General features: G+C 45.2%; 19 protein-coding genes. 5 read left to right on the forward strand and 14 right to left on the reverse strand.

What is annotated here, in order from left to right; all coding sequences use genetic code 11:
- Window positions 1-76 precede the first annotated feature (76 nt).
- Together OVA33_RS15410 and OVA33_RS15415 are read left to right on the forward strand one after the other, a co-directional pair.
- Window positions 77-1,576: a cellulase family glycosylhydrolase gene (locus OVA33_RS15410; RefSeq protein WP_128974089.1), complete on the forward strand. Its 1,500-nt coding sequence runs from the start codon at window positions 77-79 to the stop codon at window positions 1,574-1,576.
- A gap of 244 nt (window positions 1,577-1,820) precedes the next feature.
- On the forward strand, window positions 1,821-2,957 hold the full coding sequence (locus OVA33_RS15415) for an alpha/beta hydrolase (RefSeq protein ID WP_025650132.1): 1,137 nt from the start codon (window positions 1,821-1,823) through the stop codon (window positions 2,955-2,957).
- A 261-nt stretch (window positions 2,958-3,218) separates the two neighbouring features.
- On the opposite strand, the gene OVA33_RS15420 is transcribed toward OVA33_RS15415, so the two are convergent.
- The 12 genes from OVA33_RS15420 to OVA33_RS15475 form a co-directional block, all read right to left on the reverse strand.
- On the reverse strand, window positions 3,219-3,488 hold the full coding sequence (locus OVA33_RS15420; RefSeq protein ID WP_017417892.1) for a hypothetical protein: 270 nt from the start codon (window positions 3,486-3,488) through the stop codon (window positions 3,219-3,221).
- A 187-nt stretch (window positions 3,489-3,675) separates the two neighbouring features.
- Complete coding sequence (locus OVA33_RS15425) at window positions 3,676-4,092, reverse strand: MFS transporter (RefSeq protein WP_017417891.1); 417 nt, start codon at window positions 4,090-4,092, stop codon at window positions 3,676-3,678.
- Window positions 4,093-4,303: 211 nt separating this feature from the next.
- The gene (locus tag OVA33_RS15430; RefSeq protein ID WP_017417890.1) at window positions 4,304-5,932 is read right to left on the reverse strand and encodes a YndJ family protein; all 1,629 of its coding nucleotides are present in this window, start codon (window positions 5,930-5,932) and stop codon (window positions 4,304-4,306) included.
- Complete coding sequence (locus OVA33_RS15435; RefSeq protein ID WP_017417889.1) at window positions 5,926-6,534, reverse strand: DUF4166 domain-containing protein; 609 nt, start codon at window positions 6,532-6,534, stop codon at window positions 5,926-5,928. Before OVA33_RS15435 ends, OVA33_RS15430 begins: the two co-directional genes overlap by 7 nt.
- On the reverse strand, window positions 6,531-7,346 hold the full coding sequence (locus OVA33_RS15440; protein WP_025650133.1) for a hypothetical protein: 816 nt from the start codon (window positions 7,344-7,346) through the stop codon (window positions 6,531-6,533). The genes OVA33_RS15435 and OVA33_RS15440 overlap by 4 nt, the downstream gene beginning before the upstream one ends.
- A 117-nt stretch (window positions 7,347-7,463) precedes the next feature.
- Complete coding sequence (locus tag OVA33_RS15445; RefSeq protein WP_025650134.1) at window positions 7,464-8,735, reverse strand: MFS transporter; 1,272 nt, start codon at window positions 8,733-8,735, stop codon at window positions 7,464-7,466.
- A gap of 76 nt (window positions 8,736-8,811) precedes the next feature.
- A complete protein-coding gene (locus tag OVA33_RS15450) occupies window positions 8,812-9,813 on the reverse strand; it encodes a substrate-binding domain-containing protein (RefSeq protein ID WP_025650135.1) in 1,002 nt (333 codons plus the stop codon).
- A gap of 83 nt (window positions 9,814-9,896) precedes the next feature.
- On the reverse strand, window positions 9,897-10,733 hold the full coding sequence (locus OVA33_RS15455) for an SDR family oxidoreductase (protein ID WP_063636650.1): 837 nt from the start codon (window positions 10,731-10,733) through the stop codon (window positions 9,897-9,899).
- The gene (uxuA, locus tag OVA33_RS15460; RefSeq protein WP_025650137.1) at window positions 10,730-11,806 is read right to left on the reverse strand and encodes a mannonate dehydratase; all 1,077 of its coding nucleotides are present in this window, start codon (window positions 11,804-11,806) and stop codon (window positions 10,730-10,732) included. The genes OVA33_RS15455 and uxuA overlap by 4 nt, the downstream gene beginning before the upstream one ends.
- Before the next feature lies 1 nt (window position 11,807).
- On the reverse strand, window positions 11,808-12,443 hold the full coding sequence (locus OVA33_RS15465; RefSeq protein ID WP_014418028.1) for a bifunctional 2-keto-4-hydroxyglutarate aldolase/2-keto-3-deoxy-6-phosphogluconate aldolase: 636 nt from the start codon (window positions 12,441-12,443) through the stop codon (window positions 11,808-11,810).
- A 13-nt stretch (window positions 12,444-12,456) separates the two neighbouring features.
- Window positions 12,457-13,476 carry a zinc-binding alcohol dehydrogenase family protein gene (locus OVA33_RS15470; RefSeq protein ID WP_014418027.1) on the reverse strand — a complete coding sequence of 340 codons (1,020 nt, stop codon included), beginning with the start codon at window positions 13,474-13,476 and terminating at the stop codon, window positions 12,457-12,459.
- A 29-nt stretch (window positions 13,477-13,505) separates the two neighbouring features.
- Window positions 13,506-14,462 (reverse strand): sugar kinase, encoded by a 957-nt coding sequence (locus tag OVA33_RS15475; protein ID WP_014418026.1) that lies wholly within the window; start codon window positions 14,460-14,462, stop codon window positions 13,506-13,508.
- A 257-nt stretch (window positions 14,463-14,719) separates the two neighbouring features.
- Between OVA33_RS15475 and OVA33_RS15480 the strand changes: the two genes are divergently transcribed.
- Window positions 14,720-15,870 (forward strand): IS3 family transposase gene (locus tag OVA33_RS15480; protein WP_099721935.1). Its coding sequence is split into 2 segments (ribosomal slippage): window positions 14,720-14,993 and window positions 14,993-15,870, totalling 1,152 coding nucleotides; the frame shifts between segments, so codons are not numbered across the junction.
- Between the two features lie 84 nt (window positions 15,871-15,954).
- On the opposite strand, the gene OVA33_RS15485 is transcribed toward OVA33_RS15480, so the two are convergent.
- Window positions 15,955-17,373 carry an alanine/glycine:cation symporter family protein gene (locus tag OVA33_RS15485; RefSeq protein ID WP_025650138.1) on the reverse strand — a complete coding sequence of 473 codons (1,419 nt, stop codon included), beginning with the start codon at window positions 17,371-17,373 and terminating at the stop codon, window positions 15,955-15,957.
- A 377-nt stretch (window positions 17,374-17,750) separates the two neighbouring features.
- On the opposite strand from OVA33_RS15485, the gene OVA33_RS15490 reads away from it, so the two are divergent.
- Window positions 17,751-18,104 carry a hypothetical protein gene (locus OVA33_RS15490; RefSeq protein ID WP_017417883.1) on the forward strand — a complete coding sequence of 118 codons (354 nt, stop codon included), beginning with the start codon at window positions 17,751-17,753 and terminating at the stop codon, window positions 18,102-18,104.
- A 24-nt stretch (window positions 18,105-18,128) separates the two neighbouring features.
- A complete protein-coding gene (locus OVA33_RS15495) occupies window positions 18,129-18,254 on the forward strand; it encodes a hypothetical protein (RefSeq protein WP_003153957.1) in 126 nt (41 codons plus the stop codon).
- Between the two features lie 59 nt (window positions 18,255-18,313).
- Here the strand turns inward: OVA33_RS15495 and parC are convergent, their stop codons facing one another.
- Entirely contained in the window at window positions 18,314-20,737 is a 2,424-nt protein-coding gene (gene parC, locus OVA33_RS15500; RefSeq protein WP_128974088.1) for a DNA topoisomerase IV subunit A, read from the reverse strand.
- Window position 20,738: the final 1 nt, after the last annotated feature.

Here is a 20,738-nt window from a genome sequence, read left to right on the forward strand (position 1 = left end):
AGAAAGATTTTTACAATGAGTTCGAGCTCATAAGAAGTGAAGAGCATAAATGATGCGAAGGAGGAAAAGATCAGATATGAAACGGTCAATTTCTATTTTTATTATGTGTTTATTAATTGCGGTATTGACAATGGGCGGCTTGCTGCCTTCGCCGGCATCTGCAGCAGGGACAAAAACGCCAGTAGCCAAGAATGGTCAGCTTAGCATAAAAGGTACACAGCTCGTAAACCGAGACGGCAAAGCGGTACAACTGAAAGGGATCAGTTCACATGGATTGCAATGGTATGGCGATTTCGTCAATAAAGACAGCTTAAAATGGCTGAGAGACGATTGGGGCATCACCGTTTTCCGCACGGCAATGTATACGGCAGATGGCGGTTATATTGACAACCCGTCCGTGAAAAATAAAGTAAAAGAAGCGGTTGAAGCGGCAAAAGAACTTGGGATATATGTCATCATTGACTGGCATATCTTAAATGACGGCAACCCAAACCAAAATAAAGAGAAGGCAAAAGAATTTTTCAAGGAGATGTCAAGTCTTTACGGAAACACGCCAAACGTCATTTATGAAATTGCAAACGAACCAAACGGTGACGTGAACTGGAAGCGTGATATTAAACGGTATGCAGAAGAAGTGATTTCCGTTATCCGCAAAAATGATCCAGACAACATCATCATTGTCGGAACCGGTACATGGAGCCAGGATGTGAATGATGCTGCAGATGATCAGCTAAAAGATGCAAACGTCATGTACGCGCTTCATTTTTATGCCGGCACACACGGCCAATCTTTACGGGATAAAGCAAACTATGCACTCAGTAAAGGAGCGCCTATTTTCGTGACGGAATGGGGAACAAGCGATGCGTCTGGAAATGGCGGTGTATTCCTTGACCAATCGCGGGAATGGCTGAATTATCTCGACAGCAAGAACATCAGCTGGGTGAACTGGAATCTTTCTGATAAGCAGGAATCATCCTCAGCGTTAAAGCCGGGAGCATCTAAAACAGGCGGCTGGCCGCTGTCAGATTTAACTGCTTCAGGAACATTCGTAAGAGAAAACATTCGCGGTACCAAAGATTCGACGAAGGACGGCCCTGAAACGCCAGCACAAGATAACCCCACACAGGAAAAAGGCGTTTCTGTACAATACAAAGCAGGGGATGGGCGTGTGAACAGCAATCAAATCCGCCCGCAGCTTCACATAAAAAATAACGGGAATACCAAGGTTGATTTAAAAGGTGTCACTGCCCGTTACTGGTATAACACGAAAAACAAAGGCCAAAACTTTGACTGTGACTACGCGCAGATTGGATGCGGCAATCTGACCCACAAATTTGTGACGCTGCATAAACCTAAGCAAGATGCAGATACCTATCTGGAACTGGGGTTTAAAACAGGAACACTGTCACCGGGAGCAAGCACAGGGAATATTCAGCTTCGTCTTCACAACGATGACTGGAGCAATTATGCACAAAGCGGCGATTATTCCTTTTTCCAATCAAATACGTTTAAAACAACGAAAAAAATCACATTATATCATCAAGGAAAACTGATTTGGGGAACAGAACCCAATTAGTAAGCTTTAGGCGGACATCAGCAACGATGTCCGCTTTTATCATCTTAAACAGCAATACAAGGAGGTTTACGTGGCGGATGAAACTCTGAAACAGCATATGGGCCTGTACAAATGTTGTTAGCAATCTCAAGAAAGCCAAGGAGTAGATGTGATTCACTGAACATATGATGTAATGAAAAGCGTTTGTAGCGCAATGTATGTATTTCACATCCGCCACTTTTATTACGTAAGGGGGAACAAGAGAATGAAAAAGTATGACGCATTTCCAGAGCCAATTGGCGGCTATACTGTCGGCCGAACCCAGATGGATTTTGAGTACACGGCATCAGATCATATAAAAAGAGAACTGACGGCGTTTGTGTACTATCCGTCCGACAGCAGCGAAGGGAAGACTACATCAGCGTACATGTTTCCTGAAGTCTGCGAAATGCTTGATGAGCAGCCGCTTCTCACTGCGTTGAAGGATGCTTACTCTATAGATATCAAGACCCAATGTTACGACGACCTTGCTCTCTCCGGGAAGGAAAAACGCTATCCGGTGTTATTCTATGTTTGCGGCGGGGGCGGTTCTCCAGAATGGGGTACAGTGATCTGTACAGACTTGGCAAGCATGGGATATGTTGTGGTAAGCATCGGCCATCAGAATAGCACGATGTATAAGCGTAAAGATGGGCGAATGTTTAATGTATCAAAGGATTTTTCGGATGTCATTATGGCGTTTTCTGAAGATCCGGAGATGATGGCTTTGTCTGGTAAGATGGAGATGCGGCCCGACGATGAAACTGCCATTGAGATGTGCCGAAACGTGCTTACACTGCCGATACTTACCAAGTTAACAAAGCATAGTGAATTACAGGCAGAAGATGTAAGGTATGTAGCCGATTATCTTGTCAAACTGGACTCTGGAGAGCTGAATTCCATCTTTAAGGGCAGATTGTTGCTTGACATCGGCATGGGCATAGTCGGACATTCTTATGGAGGGCCTACGACGGCGATTGTTTGCCGGGACGACGAACGGTTCACCTGCGGGATTGGCTTGGATAGCGGTGCGTTCGGCCTTCAGGGCAGCGACCTTAAGAAACCCTTTTTGCTGCTGTTTTCTGAACCTAACTACAACATGAATGCGATCATTGGCGCTAACAATAGCATGGATACCTATTATTTCTCTGTTGATCGTGCTGCGCATTTAGATTACTGCGACATCGTGTTTACCAGTGTGAATGAGGAACTTAGAGGCGAACGGGATGCCATGGAGATGCGAAATCTTGTTACAGACTATACGAAGAACTTTTTTGATCATTACATTCTGCAGAAGGCTGCAAGTGTGGAAAGTCCGGCATACGATGGCGTGGCCTTGATCAAGAAGACCAGCAACAAGTGACATAACCGATTAAAATACTCAAACTGAAAAACCTTTATGACCAATTTTAATTTATTAAGGACGTAGAGGTTTTTTAATATTACACTACAAAAAGGGGATGCTGTTAGAATAGATCTACTTTTATATTCTCTTCACAATTCCTAGTTTACATAATATATATTCTAGGAAGTTAAATCTTTAATGAAAATTCTGTCTCGTTATCTTAAGTATACTTAGTTGATGAGACAGAATTAAAAAAATAGGATGTATTACGATTTACAATTAATCTTGAACATAACACCGATCTTTAATAATCGCCTCGCACTTTACTTCGTCTACATCAGTTTTGCCATTGGATAATCTTGTGTACACATAAACCCATTTTTCATTTCCGTTTTTAATAAACATGTCGAATTTAAAAGCGTCAGTATATTTGTCCATGACCCAGATCAATCCCGGAAGAGTTTCTGCTTTTGCTGGCGACACAGAAACCAATAATGCTCCAGCAATTACAGCCGCACCGGCTATTTTTTTAATTTTACTTTTTAACATTAATATTGCCCCCTTGTGATTTATTGCCTGCTGCTTTCTCACTTAGCAGGTAATCTGATTTTACCATCTTGTACAAAGGGGATTTGTCATATTTTGTAGATAAGATACTTATTTTCACTAAAAATACATATATTGTCATGAATTTTATCCGAATAAGATCTCTTCTTTTTTGAAAGCGTACACAAAATTAAAACCATGTCTGGTAATACTTTGCCGCATCTTCCCTGCACTTTTCCGACGATTCTTTCGCATCGGCTCCCCACATATGAGCTGAGCAAGTATGACAGCCGCCAGCCCGAGCACCTGCCGCGAAATAAAATCCGGCTCTGAGCCCCAGCCAATCATTAAAAAATCCCTCGGCCAAAGGTCCTCCGAAAATACCGAGTGCATAAAGCGCCTGGTATGCCCCCATCGATGTTGCTCTCATGTCTGCCGGAACAGACTCAATCGACATTCCAAGCAGCAAAGGAAAGATAATGCCGAGTGAAAAACCTATTAAAATCTGAACCACATAAAGCGCCATCGGGCTGATGGTAAAAGGAATGATAAAAATAAAAACGGCTGCGAGTAAATAAAACAGCTTTAATGTTACCCGTTTCCGCACCTGCGAACTAATGTTCCTATCACTAGCGGAGCCAGTGCGTGGGGAGTCATAAACGAAAAGACAACAAGCTGAGCTAACACGAGAATAAATGAGATCCAGCGGATGACTCCTTTCGTGTCATCCGCCGCAAAATAGCTCGCAAATAAAATGGTGAATATAACCCATGTAGATGAGAAAAAGCCGCCTGATGAACAGACGGCTCTGCAGCTTGTTATTTGCTTCGGTTACCTGCGGAAGCATGAGTGATCCGATAATGCACAGTTAAAAATTTCAGTCCGAACAGCCACATATGATGAACGGCCTTCAGGCTTGTTTCGCTCTGGGCTGAAATAAGAAATGTCTCTGCCAGCGGAAGATGACACGCCCCCCATTTCGTCTGCAGGTAAATCCCTTCATCACCCGCTCCGCTTTTTCGCCGTCTGCTTGTCAAAACAAGATTCTGCTTACGCGCATAAGGTTTTAAAATGCCCGTCATTTGGCCGTACGGCAGCGGGAGAGAGATATTCATGTATCCTTCCCCTTTTGCCCTGTACGCTGAATACAGCGCAGTAAAAACGGTTTCCTGCTTTTCATTTGTTCTGATCCACGCACGGACATTTTTTCTGCCGTCTTTGTCAGAGTCAACGCCTATAATATCACTGTGCATAATATACCAATCTGGATTCATGGACAGGTGAATCTGCCCCGCTCTTCTGCTGAACGGCTCGTACACGCGCGCGAACGGACGAAACCATCTGCTCCACGTCACTTTTGCCATGATGTCATAATCAATTGTCTCTTCATAAAAGGAAATAACGGCCGGCGCCAGTTTTTCAATTGAAAAGTCTTCAGAATGCAGTTCTCTCATCTGATTCAGAAGGCCGGTATAATGGATGTCATTTGCTGCATGAATATCAGTCAAAAATTCTTTGCCTATCGTTCTCTTCCCGTAAATACGGCTGAACGTTCTATCACTGCCCTCATCAAACGGTCTCGGATTTTCCAACCTCCACCCCGCCAAAGCCGGCAGGATAACGCCGAATGCATTGACGGCCCCGTGAATCCAAATCATCTGGCTGATCGTGAGCGTTGCCTCCTCGCGGTAAACACCGTACGAATATATCAAAGAAAAAGCAATTGTGATCATTAACACAGCCGAAGAACTCCTGATCAAGATCCTGCCTGTTTTCGTAACAAACGGCGCCTTAAAGACGAGATATGCATTTACATACAGACCCGCCAGATACAGAGCGACAGCAATCACATCAAGTGTCTTTGAAAATGTAATCCCCAAGGCAATAAGGATCGGCGAAATCAAAATAATGACCGTGCTCCACTGGTAAAGTTCGCGTTTCTCCCGTATGATCCTGCCGAGCAATCCGTTAAAGATCGGAATGAGAAAAGCGGAATAGTGAAAGTGCACCGCCGTCAGCAGAACGATAAGCGGGCCGAAATTCATGACGGGAATCTCAAGGACATATGCGAAGAACCAGAATCCGCCCCCGGCCAAATAAATGAAACCCGCCATAACAGACATCTCTTCTGTTCTGTGAATATTTGTTTTCATCAGCCGCCGGACAGCATACAGTGCCAGCCCAAACGTATAAATGAGCCACACAACGGCAAAAAAACTGAAGTCTGTGACAAGCGCAAGCACCGCACATAAAGCGGCAACAGGATAACTCCGTAACAACACATTCTCTAAGGTCTTTGACGGCCGAAAAGCAAAATCGAATACAGCAGGAACGAAAAAAAGTACAGAAAATAAAACAAACGTCTCAGCAGCTGATATATGCGGAGCTTCAGCCGCCGCAAATCCCAAAAAGCAAATCACGCTTACCATGAGATGACGCTTCAGCATGTTTCTCCCTCTGTTTCCCGGAAAGTCCCCCGGTAAGAGAAAAGCGTGCCGAGTATCCGATTTTTTACATGAACCTTTATGCTGAAGCAATTCATTTCCTCATCATAAGCCTCATAAACGGTTGAACTGCCGCACAGCCATGCCGGAAGCGGGATTTTCTTTCCGCCTATCAGGAGCCACTGCCTTCCGGATGTAATAACAAGCCCTCCTTCTGAAGACGCTTCTAAATGCAGTTCAGACAGTAGGATGTGAGGTTTGCCGAAGTAATCAAGAATTCTGTTTTCCCGCTCATCATATTCCATGACCGCATCAAAAAAACGCGTTTTGCCTTTAAAGAAAAAGGTACGATTCCATTCCACGCCATTTTGCCTGTTTTTGTTTTCGATAGTGAAAGGGATATCGTTTCCCCTCTCTGAGAAAAAACATCTGAAAAAAACACCTGTCTTTAAAAGCATTCTGACAAGAAAAGAACCTCCCTTTATTTCTGACATAACGCCTTCTCCGCAAAACGTGCGTGATCCGTCAAATCTGTACCGTTTCTGCAGCATCGGGTGCAGTGATTGATAATGAGTAATCGCTTTTTCATACATTGAATCCGTCATTTCACTTCTCTCTTTCGTTTTGTATGCCAGGCGCTCGGCAGCTTGAGCTTAAGAATCATGCCGGCTATCGTAAGCACTCCTAATGAGATCAAGAATCCGCCGCCGGAATATAGCAGTGCCGTTACACAAAAGAAGACTGACTGCCCGGTGTGAATCAGCCACTTTCTCCGCATGGGAAGCAGCCATAATACCCCTAACCCTGTCTCCAGCGCTCCCCTCACGATCTCTGCATCGGCACAGCCATCATGAAAGCCTTGAAAAAACCAATACAGACTGAAAACGAGACACATACAGACATAGACAAATCCGAAACGGACTGATATCTTCGGATGTCTGTTTTGTTCTATCCAAAGCCGCAACGCATCAAAGCTCCATGCGGTAGCCCAGCTTAGCAGCGGACGAAATAAAAACCGGTCTATCCAACTTCCCGGCAGACCGCGGGCCGTTTCATATTGATATTGAGTCAAAAATGCGGTTTGTCCGTTATCCCGCTCTATATACTTCCAGTAGCCCCTGCCTTCTTTTATAAGTGACAGCGGATGATCAGAGGCAAAAGCGAGCGAAGACACTCTTTCTGACGAGCGAGGCCTTATGTCACCTATTGATTCGCCCGTGCCGCATACCTTCAGCCCAAAACCGATTCGTGTTTCATATAGAAATCTCTGCGGTTCATCTGGCAGCCTATGAAGATATGTAATGTCAGAAAAACGCAGATCCCATTCCTTATGAAGATGCGGGGTTTGCGTATATTCCCAAAGTGTTTCTTTATCAGATGCAATATTGATTTCGACATATATCGGCTTCTGTTTCATGCCCCTCCTCTTCCCTTCTTTTGTAAACAATTCCTATATTATCATAGGAACAGATCAAGCGGCAGAACGAAAAGGCCATCCCGTTATCGGCAGGACAGCCTCAGTGGCTTTGATGACTTACGAATAAGGTATCGTGTCTTTTTTATCTTCAGAAGCGGTTTGAATGATAATCGGGCGCACGAAACGGATTACCGCAGCCGAGGCCAAAACGGCTAATCCGCCTGCAAGCAAAAACGCCCCCGAGAATGATCCGCTTTTGTCCGCGATAAAGCCGGTTAAAGCAGGCCCGATAATACCGGCCGTGTTTGCAAGAAAATGCATAAAGCCGCCGACTGACCCGACATTCCTTTGATCAACCACATCATGAATGACCGCCCAATAGATAGAGCCCGTTATATATAAAAAGAAGACTGATAAAGCAACGAGAATAACGGCACTTACGGTAGTGGTAACAAGTCCGGCAAATCCGATCAGTATAGCGGAAGCGAACAGACAAGTGACAAGAATGACTTTCCGTGAGAACAAAACGCCTTTTCCGGCGGTTTTTTTGAATACATAATCAGAAATCATTCCGCCTGCCGCCAAACCGATAAATCCAAGAATCCAGGGAATAACAGTCACCACGCTCATAAATTCAACACTTAAACCGCGTTCTTTCACCAGATAGCTCGGAAACCATGTTAAGAAGAAAAATAAAATGTAGTTGTAGGCGAAAAAGGCAAAAGCCGTGAAGAGAACCGTTTTTTGTTTCAAATAAAAGGTCATCGGGATATGCTGCTCATGCGATTGAATCGCTGCTTTCATTGCCGGGGCGTCTTCCGTCGGCGCCGGCCGTTCTTTGACAAATTTAAACCAGAAGAGCGCCCAGACTAAACCGATGATCATGATCAGGACAAAGGAAACTTTCCAGCTGAACGCCACAGCAATCATCCCGACAATCGGGCCGGAGATCGCTCCGCCGAGCGGCGTTCCGCTGTTTGTCAGGCCGATGACCGTGGCGCGCTGAGACGGAGGAAACCAATTGTTGACCATTTTACTTATGGCAGCCGACAGCGGCCCCTCCCCCATACCGAATAAAACACGGATAACCAAAAGACTTACAAATCCGAAAGCAAGCGCAACCGCTCCGCTGAAAAGAGACCAAACGATCATCGCCGTACACAATGTCAATTTAGCCCCGTACCGGTCAGATGCAACACCGCCGAGAAAGTTAAACACAGCGTATCCGACAGAGAAACTGCTGAAAATCAGCCCCATTTGGGTTGCCGACAATGTGAGATCCTGCTGTATGAACGGCGCTGCAATAGACAGCGCTGAGCGGTCTAAATAGTTAATCACCCCGGCTGAAAATAAAAGAAGAATAATAGGGAATCTATCCTTTGAGAACATAAAATCCCTCCCTCTTATTTCTTAATATTCAGATATTAAAATTGCCGGAGTAAACCGGTTTATGCAATGAAACCGGTTATCCGGATTGCCTTGCGAGCAGCGCCGGTTTATAGCGGTGAATCCGTTTTTCACCGCCATCTTTTTCTTGTATCTGGCGAAGAAGAAGGCTTCCTGCTTTTCGCGCCATTTCTGCCGCAGGCTGAACGATCGTCGTAATCGGAGGAGTAAAAAAACCCGCAAAAGGAACTTCATCAATTCCGATGACGGCTGCCTTATCCGGAATTGTCATATCATGCTCCTTCATATACTTCAGCACCTCAACAAGAACGATATCGTTTGCCGCCAATATCGCTTTCGGAGGCTCTTCAAGTGAGAACAGCTCTGACAAAACATTGGAAATATCAGCCGCATCGGCTGTTTTGATATATTCGTTCCGCACTATCATTCCGTGGCGGTCAAGCGCCTTCTTATACCCTTCAATCCTTTCTACCCTCGGACTGATTTCCCGAATAATGGACGTCGTAATAATCGCGATTCTCTTTATGCCGCTTTCGATAAACCGGTCAACGGCAAGACCGGCTGCATGATGATTATCAAGCATCACTGTCGGAATCCCGAGTTCTTCAATGGTTCTGTCCATAAACACGACCGGAAACGTATCGCGTTTCATCTTTTCATATAAAGAGAGATTTTCGCCCGTCGGAAAAATAATAATTCCGTCCACCTGCTTGGCCCGCAGCATTTCAATATATTTCTTTTCTTTTTCCGGTTCATCATCCGCATTGCAGACAATAATATGAAATCCTTGTTCATGAAAATAGTCTTCCACCGCCCTGATGACCTGAGTGGAAAAGGTGTGAAGAATATTAGCCACCACCACACCTACTGTAAATGTTGATTTCTGTTTTAAGCTGCGGGCGACGAAATTCGGCTGATAGTTCAGCTCTTGAATGGCCGCTTCTATTTTTTGTTTCGTTTTCTCGCTCATATAGTCATAGCGCTGATTTAAAAATTGAGATACGGTGCTTTTAGATACGTTTGCATATTTCGCCACATCAGAAATTGTAATGGTTTTCATAGACTCATCCCCGTCTGTCTTCATTTTTCACTAGTATAAGTCAGAAGTAAATGGTTTACAATCTGACAGGGACATGGATTCTGTCACACTCCGGAATAAGCCATAAAACCTCCGTCGACGGGAACGGTGACCCCGGTGACAAAGCCTGAGCATGAATCATCCGAAAGCCACAGGAGCGTTCCCAGAAGGTCTTCCGGTTTCCCGAAACGTTTCATCGGTGTATGTGCCATAATCTTATTGGATCGGTCTGTCAGACTTCCATCTTCCTGTAATAACAACTCACGGTTTTGCGCTGTCAAAAAGAAACCCGGAGCGATGGCATTCACCCGCAGCCCTTTTTTTGCGAAATGAACAGCCATCCACATCGTAAAATTCTGAATCGCCGCCTTGGCCGCGCTGTAGGCAGGCACCTTTGTCATCGGTGTATACGCACTCATAGAAGAAATATTAATAATCGCGGGACATTCCGCCTTCAAAAGGTCTTTTCCAAACACTTGCGATGCCAGAAATGCACCGGTAAAGTTGGTTGAAAATACGCTGGAAAACCCCGTTTCGTCCATATCAAAAAATGATGTGCCCTGCTCATCCTCTTCATACGTCTCACTGGCAGTGATCGCATCAGGGTGATTTCCCCCGGCTCCGTTAATTAAAAGATTGACAGAACCGAACCGGCTGATAATCTCGTCTTTTGCCTTTTCGAGCGAATCACGGGCTGAAACATCAGCCGGTACAGAAACCGCGGTTCCTCCAGCGTCAGCAATCTCGCCCGCCGCACGCTCTGCTTTATCAGCATTCCGGCTGACGATCGCAATTTTCATCCCCTGCCGTGAAAGCACCTTTGCCATTGCTGAACAGAGAACACCGCTCCCGCCTGTTATGACAGCGGTTCTTCCTGATAAACGTTCATGAATCGGTCTCATCTCTTCACCCCTTTCTCATGAGACGAGAACGCATCCCACAGTCCGTTCAAGTACATAATTCCTAAGGCACGATCATATAAACCATAACCCGGCCGGCATTGTTCGCCCCAGATATGACGGCCGTGATCAGGCCGTACATATCCTTTATAGTCTTGGCCGTGCAATTCTTTTACCACACCGGTAATATCAATGGACCCATCACTGGTAAGATGCGAAGTTTCCGTAAAATCACCGTTATCGCAGATTTTCACATTTCGTATATGGGCAAACGGCGCAGCTCCCGCATAGTGTTTGGCGATCTTCACCATATCATTGGCGGGATCCGCTCCCATCGAACCCGTGCATAACGTAATACAGTTGGCGGGTGAATCTGAAATCTCTCGCAGCTTTTCATAACTTTTCTCACCGGTGATAATACGGGGCAGGCCAAAAATTGACCAGGGCGGATCATCCGGATGAATGGCCATTTGAATGCCGCGTTCCTCCGCTACAGGAAGGATTTCATGTAAAAAGAACTCAAGATTGGCCCAAAGCTGTTTTTCATCAACCGTTTGATAGGCCTCAAACAGTTCCTTGATCCGGGCCATTTTCTCCGGCTCCCACCCGGGAAGCGTCAATTCAGAAGATTCTTCAACCGTGCGGATCAGTTCCTCCGGAGGGAGACTTTCCACTTTCGCTTTTTCAAAAAACAAAGCGGTTGACCCATCCTCCAGCGCGCGGAACATATCGGTACGCGTCCAGTCAAATATCGGCATGAAATTGTAACAGATGACTTTCACGCCGAATTCGGACAGATTGCGAATGGTCTGTTTATAATGTTCAATATATTGTCCGCGTTCTTCATGACCGAGTTTAATGGCTTCATGAACATTCACGCTTTCCACGACCTCTGCATGAAACCCATAGGATTGAATGACTCTGACTTCCGCTTCAATGTCCTCCTTTTCCCATACTTCGCCCGCGGGCTTCTGGTGAAGAGCCCAGACGATGCCTTTGACCCCGGGAATTTGTCTGACATGTTCAAGAGTCACCGTATCATTACCTTGGCCATACCAGCGAAACGTGATATTCATGTTACACCCCCGTATATTCGTTTTTTCGGCAGACGTATTCTTTGCTGAGGGATACGGCAGCTTCATAGCCGCCCTTTTGATATGCTTTTGTCAAGTCGCTTCCCACACCCACCGCGACCGCTCCGGCAGAGAGCCAGTCATTCATGCTGTTTAATGAGATACCCCCGGTCGGCATAATGCGGACATTCGGCAGAGGACCGTTGACCGACTTGATAAATGAAGGGTCAAACGAATTAGCGGGGAACAGCTTTACCACATCACATCCGGCTTCGAGCGCCAAAGCCATATCAGACACGCTCATGCATCCCGGAAGATACGGTACGCTGTACTGGTTGCATAGAGATGCTATCTCTTTTACAAAATGAGAGCTGACGATAAATGAGGCGCCTGATAAAATGGCGTGTCTCGCCGTTTCTGTATCCATTACAGAGCCGGCTCCAAGAAGAATATCTTGATGCCGGAGTTCCTTAAAGACATCTTCCACTTCAGGAGTTGTGTATGTAAGCTCAATGGCGCTGATACCTCCTGAAATGGCCGCTCTTGAAACTTCAAGCGCCTCTTGGCTGTTTTGTCCCCTTATGACAGCCACCACTTGTGCATGCAGAAGTTTTTCGTAAATAGCGTACTTAGGCAGCATTCTCGCTCCTCCTTTAATCAAACGTAATGATTGCTTTTCCCACCTTGCCCGGGTGCTGTTCGATCAACTGAAATGCTTGATGGACGTCATCTGCTGAAAATGTATGTGTAATAAGACCGCCGTGCGTTAACAGGCCTTTATTCAGTAAGTCTGTAATGTACGGAAACTGATTCGTCTGCAATCTTGAACCGGTTATCGTGACTTCCTTTTTTGTGATCGGAAGCTGAGAAATGCCGGCAGTCCTCTCATCAAAACCAAGCACAACCACATGACCGGCCGGAGAAACCGCGTCAATGGACGTTTCAAACGTTGAGGGGAGACAGACGGCATCAATGACGGCATTGGCGCCTTCATTTTTGGTCCATTCGTTCACCCGCAAAACGGGATCTTCTTTTTGCGCGTTGACGGTAACGTCCGCACCGTTTTTTTCAGCGAATGCCAAGCGTTCATCATTCAAGTCGGTTATCATGACGGAAGCGCCTTTGAGCTTTGCCATTTTTAATATGCAGATTCCGATCGGCCCCGCCCCCTGAATCAAAACGGTATCTTCCTTCTCGACTCTGCCTCTCCAAACGGCCTGGGCGCCAATCGTATATGGTTCTGCCATGACCGCTTCCTCCCAGGGCAGATCGGGCGAAACGGCATGCAGCTGCTTTTCCGGAAGCACGATATATTCCCGCATCCCGCCATCTTCATGAACGCCGAACACCGAAAGCGCTTTGCAGACGTTCGGACGTCCTTTCCGGCAGGCATAGCATGTTCCGCAATAAGATATCGGTTCAATCACTACCCGGTCACCCGGCTTGAAACGCCGGACAAGAGAACCGGTCTTTGCGACTTCCCCTGTGACTTCATGACCGATTACTCTCGGCAGGGACGCTAACGGATTTGTCCCATGATAAATATGCAAATCTGATCCGCAAATTCCGACCCGCTTCACCTTGACAAGAACATCATCCGCGTGGACAACAGACGGTTTCTCACATTCCGTCACCACCAGATCAAAAGCTTTCCGTACTAGAACCGCTTTCATTTTCTCACCCGCTTTTTAAGTTGTGCTTGCTAACGTTCAATCACAGTCTCTTTGTTTACAAATGACAGAACCTCTTCTAGATAGGGAAGCCCTTCATTGTCACCGGAAACTGTGGTGACGAGCGCACCGACCGCATTGGCAAGCTCCAGACGTTTTTCCGGTTCAAAACCATGCAGATAACCGTACAGGTAACCGGCATTAAAGCCGTCACCCGCTCCTACCGTGTCAACAGGCGCAACCGGGAAAGCCTCTTTGTGAACCCACTTATGATCATGATACAGCGCAGAACCTGCTTCACCGTCTTTTATGACAAGCTGACTGATTGAATAGGTCTCTGCAAACCGGGCTAATGCTTCATTTTCCCCTAGACCTGTCAGCTGTTTCATTTCGTCCCGGCCCGCCAGAAGAATATCAGTATGCGGAAAGATTTGATGAAATGCCGCACGCGCCTCCTCAATCGTCCACAGCTTCAGCCTGATATTCGGATCAAAAGATACGGGAATCCCCCTTGCTTTGGCGATGGAAAGCACCCTTTCAGCAATTTCAAGGTTTTTCTTATCAAGCGCGAGGAACACGCCGGTAAGATGAACGATGTGAATGCCGGCAAACATATTCTCTGTTATATCTTCCGGTGCAAGAGTCAGAATTGGTGAATTGAAACGGTAATAAAACGTCTTGCCTGAACCGTCATTTCTGATCTCTTTGACATTTAAAGATGTAGGAAAGCCTTCAACATAGGAGACGTCAGTCACATCAATTCCTTCTCCTTTGGCAAACTGATAAATCACTCTGCCGAACTCATCCTTCCCCAGCCTGCTGACCCACTTTGAGTGCAGATTCAATCTGGCGCATGCAATCGCAAAATTCAGTTCAGCTCCTCCTGCTTTTCGTTCAAAATGGGTAACAAAACGCAAAGGCCCTGTGCTTGCGGGATTTAAGGTGATCATCGCATCACCGATCGTAAAAATGCCATAATCAGAAGCCACATTAATACTCCTTTCCTTTAAGACTAAATCGGTTTGGTAAACCGGTTTAGTTAAACTTTATATGAAAGCCCTTACACACACAAGAGAAAAATACAACAAATTCAAAAAAATCTGTTTTCGGCAAAAATAACCCGGTTTTTCACATAAAAAAACCCCTCACAAGGGACTGACCCCATAAGATGAGACAAACAAAAAACACCTTCAAGTTTGAAAACGGATGATTGTTAGCCGAAATTAGACTTGGAGGTGTTTTTTCTATGGGGACAAGAGTGAGTTATCCGGTTGAAGTGAAACAGAAGGCTGTAGAAATGAGATTGGCAGGCGTGCCTATGAAAGAGATCATGCAGGAATTGAATATTAAGAATAAGACACAGGTTCAGACATGGGTTAGATGGCATAAGACTGGGGATACACATCGATTCGAACAGCCTGTCGGAAAGCAATACACTTACGGAAAAGGCCCGGAGTATTCTTCCGAATTAGAGAAACTGCAGGCAGAAAATCGTTATCTGAGACAACAGAATGAAGTTTTAAAAAAGTGCAACGAATTGGAAAGGAAGCTGATAGCGAAACGCCAGTCGAGCTTGTAGAAGCATTGCGCGGCACAATGACCATACAGGATATCTGTATTCATTTAGGTATCTCACGAGCATCTTATTATCGTTGGAAGAAGAATCTGATGAAAGATAACCCTAAATACCATTTAGAAAAACAAATCGGCACGTTGTGCCGAGAACACAAGTTTCGATATGGCTATCGGAAAATCACAGCCATATTAAAAAAGGGAATGCGTGTGAATCATAAAACGGTTCAGCGCATTATGCAGAAGAATCAGTGGCAATGCCGGGTTAAGGTGAAAAAGCGCAAGAAAGATGGGCAGCCATATGCCGTGGCCGAGAATATATTGGATCGAAACTTTCAGTCTGAACGCCCTCTGGAAAAGCTAGTAACGGATATCACATATTTGCCTTATGGGCAGAAACAATTGTATCTTTCCAGTATATTGGATTTATACAATGGAGAAGTGATTGCTTTTACAATTGGCGATAGACAGGACACAGACTTTGTCTTACACACACTTGATCAGCTGCCCGCACTGCCAGAGAACTGCGTGTTACATAGTGACCAAGGTTCTGTTTATACATCTTATGAGTATCAGAAAGCTGTTAAAACAAAAGGCATTACCATGAGCATGTCCCGCAAAGGGACGCCCGCTGATAATGCCTCCATCGAATCGTTTCATTCCTCACTAAAGTCTGAAACGTTCTATCTTAACAGCATTGATCGAACTACGACGACCATCGTAGAACGCACTGCCATAGAATACATTCATTATTATAACAATATTCGTATTCAAACGAAACTAAACAGCCAATCGCCGATACAATATCGGCAATTGGCTGTATGAAGGTGTTTTGATCCCTGTCTCAAAAACAGGGGTCAGTCCCCAACAAAATGTAAGGGGTTTTTTGAAAATTGTATGCATGTTTCCTTAGTTAGCAGTCTTACGTTCGGGGCTTGTACCTTCTTCTTTCGCCCATGTTTCAATATGCTTGAGCTCCGGCGTATTCTCGGCCTTGAATACAGGATCAAGACCTTTTTTGCGCTGAGCGGCATAATCCTTATAGATCTTGTAGGCTACATTACTCAGCAATAAGATTGCCACTAAGTTAATGAGAGCCAAGAGTCCCATAAACAAGTTTGCCATGTCCCAGACGATCTGGAAGTCAGCCAAACATCCGTATACCACCATCACTACGACGAATACGCGGTAAATATTAAGCCATGTTTTGCTTGTTTTAATAAATTCAATATTCGTTTCACCATAGTAATAGTTGCCGACGACTGAGCTGAATGCGAATAAAAACATCGCAATCGCAATAAATGTCGGCGCCCATCCGCCGAGGTGGTGCTGCAGTGCGGCTTGTGTCACTTGGATGCCGTCGCCTTTAGGCGTAAAGCTGTACAATAAAATGATAAAGGCAGTCGATGTACAAACGATAAATGTATCAAAAAACACACCGAGGGTCTGAATTAATCCCTGCTTAGCCGGATGCGACACATGTGCAGCCGCTGCGGCATTCGGCGCGCTTCCCATACCCGCTTCGTTTGAAAACAGGCCGCGCTGCGCACCGATAATAATGATGCTTCCTAAGCTTCCGCCGACGATCTGTTCAAGACCGAACGCATTTTTCACAATCGTAACAAACAGCTCAGGTACCGCTGTAATATTTACAATCACGACATACAGCGCGATCAGAATATACATACCCGCCATGACCGGAACGATTAATTGCGAGACGGAAACAACACGTTTCAGACCGCCGAATATAATGAAAGCCGTTAATACAGCTAAAATGATTGCGATAACTGTTTTATTCACATGGAATGCTTCGTCAAACGCGACAGAAATCGTATTTGACTGCACGGCGTTAAAGATAAGTCCGAAAGAAACGGTAATCAATACGGCGAATAAAATACCGAGCCAGCGGGCGCCCAGTCCCTTTGCCATGTAATATGCCGGACCGCCGCGGAATTCGTCACCGGAACGCACTTTATACAGCTGCGCCAAGGTGCTTTCCACAAAGCTGGAAGCCATACCGACAATCGCTACGATCCACATCCAAAATACTGCGCCGGGACCGCCTGTTGCAATCGCCAGCGCGACGCCGGTCAAGTTTCCGGTTCCGACACGAGAAGCGGCTGAGATAAAGAATGCCTGCATTGAAGACACTCCTTTATTTCCTTGCGGCTTCTCCCCGACGATTCTGAACATTTCAATAAAGTATTGGAATTGAATAAAGCGAAAACGGAACGTAAAGTACAATCCGATCCCGACTAAAATATAAACAAGATACTTCCAAATAAAATCATTTGGAACATTTATGATTTCACTGATGAAAGCCTCCATGTTTAACCTCCCTTTTACGTATCTTTTACTGTCATTTTTGCTGCATATGTTAGATCTTTTAACACAACGAGTATTATTATATCACAACGACCGTGGTTGAGAAGTTTTTTTAAGAAAATGTTTCGGTTTCTTCATCACGTCTTTTGCTGTCATGCCCCGTTTTTTATCTTACAGCCCGAAAAATGTTGTCACGTCATAAGGAATGCGTGCATATCATAACAAATAGGTCTTTAAGATAAAAGAGATGAAAAGATGGATGGAATGGTATATACTTAACCAGGATAATAATTTTTTAAATTTAATAAATATGTTTACTTTACATTTAAATTAGGGTATTATAATAAAAATATTCAGACTTATGAAGGGGGGGAGAACATTTGAAAAAAATCTTGTTTTTAAAAGCTTCTATTTTATTTTTAGCGATTGCAAGCTTTCATTTGCTCTCCATTCCCCATGCGTTTGATACTTCTCATCATTTTAAAGCGGTAGCCGACCAGCAGGAAATGCACGAAATGAAGGCCGGCCAAAATGCTGATGATGAGAAAAAATCGCTGACGGGCTCATATATCTTGACGGCGCTTTTTGCCGCTTCTGTCTCACTGATCGTGATATCAGACAGGAGACGCCCCGCTTCCCGGAGAAGACAGCGAAAGAAAAGCTTTTTAATCGCTAAATTTTATCAGTCCTCGTATTTCGATGAGCTTCATGTTCAACATCGCCTATCTATGTAACATAAAATGAGGAGGTTGTTAAACATGTTGTTTATCTTACGAATGGTGATTTTAGGGTTGTTTTCATTCACTGCATTGAATTTATTTGTATGGCAGGGAATCGAAGTCATTCACGCTATCACTGACTTATTCGGCAGCCACGAAAGCTAAATAGTAAAACCTCCGCTCAATGAGCGGAGGTTTTTTTTATTTTATTTTTACTCTTAAACTTAAACATCAGACGCGGGGATACGCCATACATCTGTTACCGGCCCTGTCTCAGCTTCATCGGTAAAGAAGGAACCGTTGCTGTATCGGTCATTCGCCCGCAAGGACTTCACGGCGATTTCGATTCTCTCGCCTTTTTCTGTTTCCGCAGCGATCATGTCGGCCAAAGCGCATGCGAATACGCCGACTGTGCGATGCGGGTTCTTTTTAAGCTCACGCAGCATGATGACGCCGCGCTTCGCTCTGGATGTTTTTTCGAATTCAGATAGGTTCATCCGCTTGATTGCTCCCCGCTGTGTGACAAGGATAAGCGAATCTGTCTCATGCAGGATTTGTCCTGATACGACGGTATCACCGTCTTTTAAATTTATACCCTTTACGCCGGCCGCACGGGCACCGACTACATTTACTTCATCTTCACCGAACCATAAACCGTACCCGAGGCGGGTGGCGATAAACAGCTGGCTGCCGCCGTCTGTGACATGAACATCAATCAGCTCGTCGTCCCCTTTAAGGTTAAGGGCAACAAGCGCTTTCGAGTAACGCTGCGCTTTGTAATGCGTCATTTCAGTTCTCTTCACCATGCCGTTTTTCGTCATAAACAATAAATATGAAGATGGATCAAATTCTTTTACCGGTATAGCTTTCACGATGGTTTCATCACGGTCAATCGTGATGATGTTCGTTACGTGCTGCCCCATGTCTTTCCACCTGATATCGGGAAGCTGGTGAACCGGACAATAAACATAGCTTCCCTTATTGGTAAAGAGCAGGAGAACATCCGTTGTATTCATTTCAAATTGGTGAATCAGCCTGTCAGTATCCTTCATACCGAAATCCTGGCCGTTAGAAGCGGCAAATGACCGCTGGCTTGTTCGTTTTACATAGCCGTCTTTTGTGACTGTCACATATACGTCCTCAGAGGCAACCATGACTTCAAGATTGATTTTAATTTCCTCAATCTTTTCTTCAATGACAGACCGTCTGCTGTCAGCATAGGTCTTTTTCAATTTTTTCAGGCTGCTTGTAATGACTTTTAACAGCTTTTTATCATGACTTAAAATGGCTTCGAGCTCCTGAATTTTCTTGCTGAGCTCTTCCGCTTCCTCTTTTAGCGCCGTAATATCCGTGTTTGTCAGACGATACAGCTGCAAGGATACGATTGCTTCGGCCTGAGGCTCCGTAAATGCGAATTTAGAAATTAAGTTTTGTTTCGCATCTTTCTTGTCGCTGCTTGCCCGGATGACCGCTATGACCTCATCTAACACAGACAGCGCCTTCATCAGTCCTTCAACGATGTGATGCCGCTCTTTTGCTTTTTGCAATTCAAAGACGGAGCGGTTTGTCACCACTTCCTTCTGATGGGAAATATACGCATCCAGGATGGCCGTAAGACTCATCAGCATCGGCCGGCGGTTATGTATGGCGACCATATTAAAGTTATATGTTGTCTGCAGATCAGTGTTTTTATATAAGAAATTCAGGATGCCTTTTGCATCGGCTTCTTTCTTTAACTCAACGACCACCCGAAGCCCCGTGCGGTCAGTTTCATCCCTGACTTCAGAAATGCCTTCGACTTTTTTGTCTATGCGGTATTCGTCCATTTTCTTAACGAGATTGGCTTTGTTTACTTCAAACGGAATTTCTGTAATGACGATCTGCTCCCGTCCGCCTCTTACGGATTCCACTTCAGCCTTGCCGCGGATAATAATTTTGCCTTTACCGGTTTCATAAGCCTTCCGAATGCCGTCGACTCCTTGAATAATGCCTCCTGTCGGAAAGTCAGGCCCTTTAATCACCTGCATCAAGTCATCGACGGTGCAATCCGGAGATTCAATCCGTTTAATGACGGCATCAATGACCTCACCCAGATGATGAGGGGGAATATCAGTCGCATAGCCCGCTGAAATCCCGGTTGATCCGTTAACAAGCAAGTTAGGGAACATGGCGGGCAAAACAACCGGCTCTTTACTGGTGTCATCAAAGTTCGGAACGAATTCAACCGTATTTTTATCAATATCACGCAAAAGCTCTGACGCGATAGAAGATAATCTCGCTTCCGTATAACGCATGGCAGCCGGCGGATCACCGTCAATGCTTCCGTTGTTGCCGTGCATCTCAATCAGCACATTCCGCACTTTCCAATCCTGGCTCATCCGCACCATCGCTTCATAAACGGAGCTGTCACCGTGCGGATGATAATTACCGATAACGTTTCCGACCGTTTTCGCCGCTTTACGGAAATTTTTATCGAATGTATTTCCGTCTGCGTGCATGGCGTATAAAATTCTCCGCTGCACCGGCTTTAAACCGTCACGAGCGTCGGGCAGCGCCCTGTCTTGAATAATGTATTTACTGTAGCGTCCGAAACGGTCGCCGATTACTTCTTCTAACGGTAAATCATGAAATAATTCTGGCTGTGCCACT

Source organism: Bacillus sp. KICET-1 (genome assembly GCF_027721405.1).
In the GTDB taxonomy this organism is placed as follows: domain Bacteria; phylum Bacillota; class Bacilli; order Bacillales; family Bacillaceae; genus Bacillus; species Bacillus velezensis.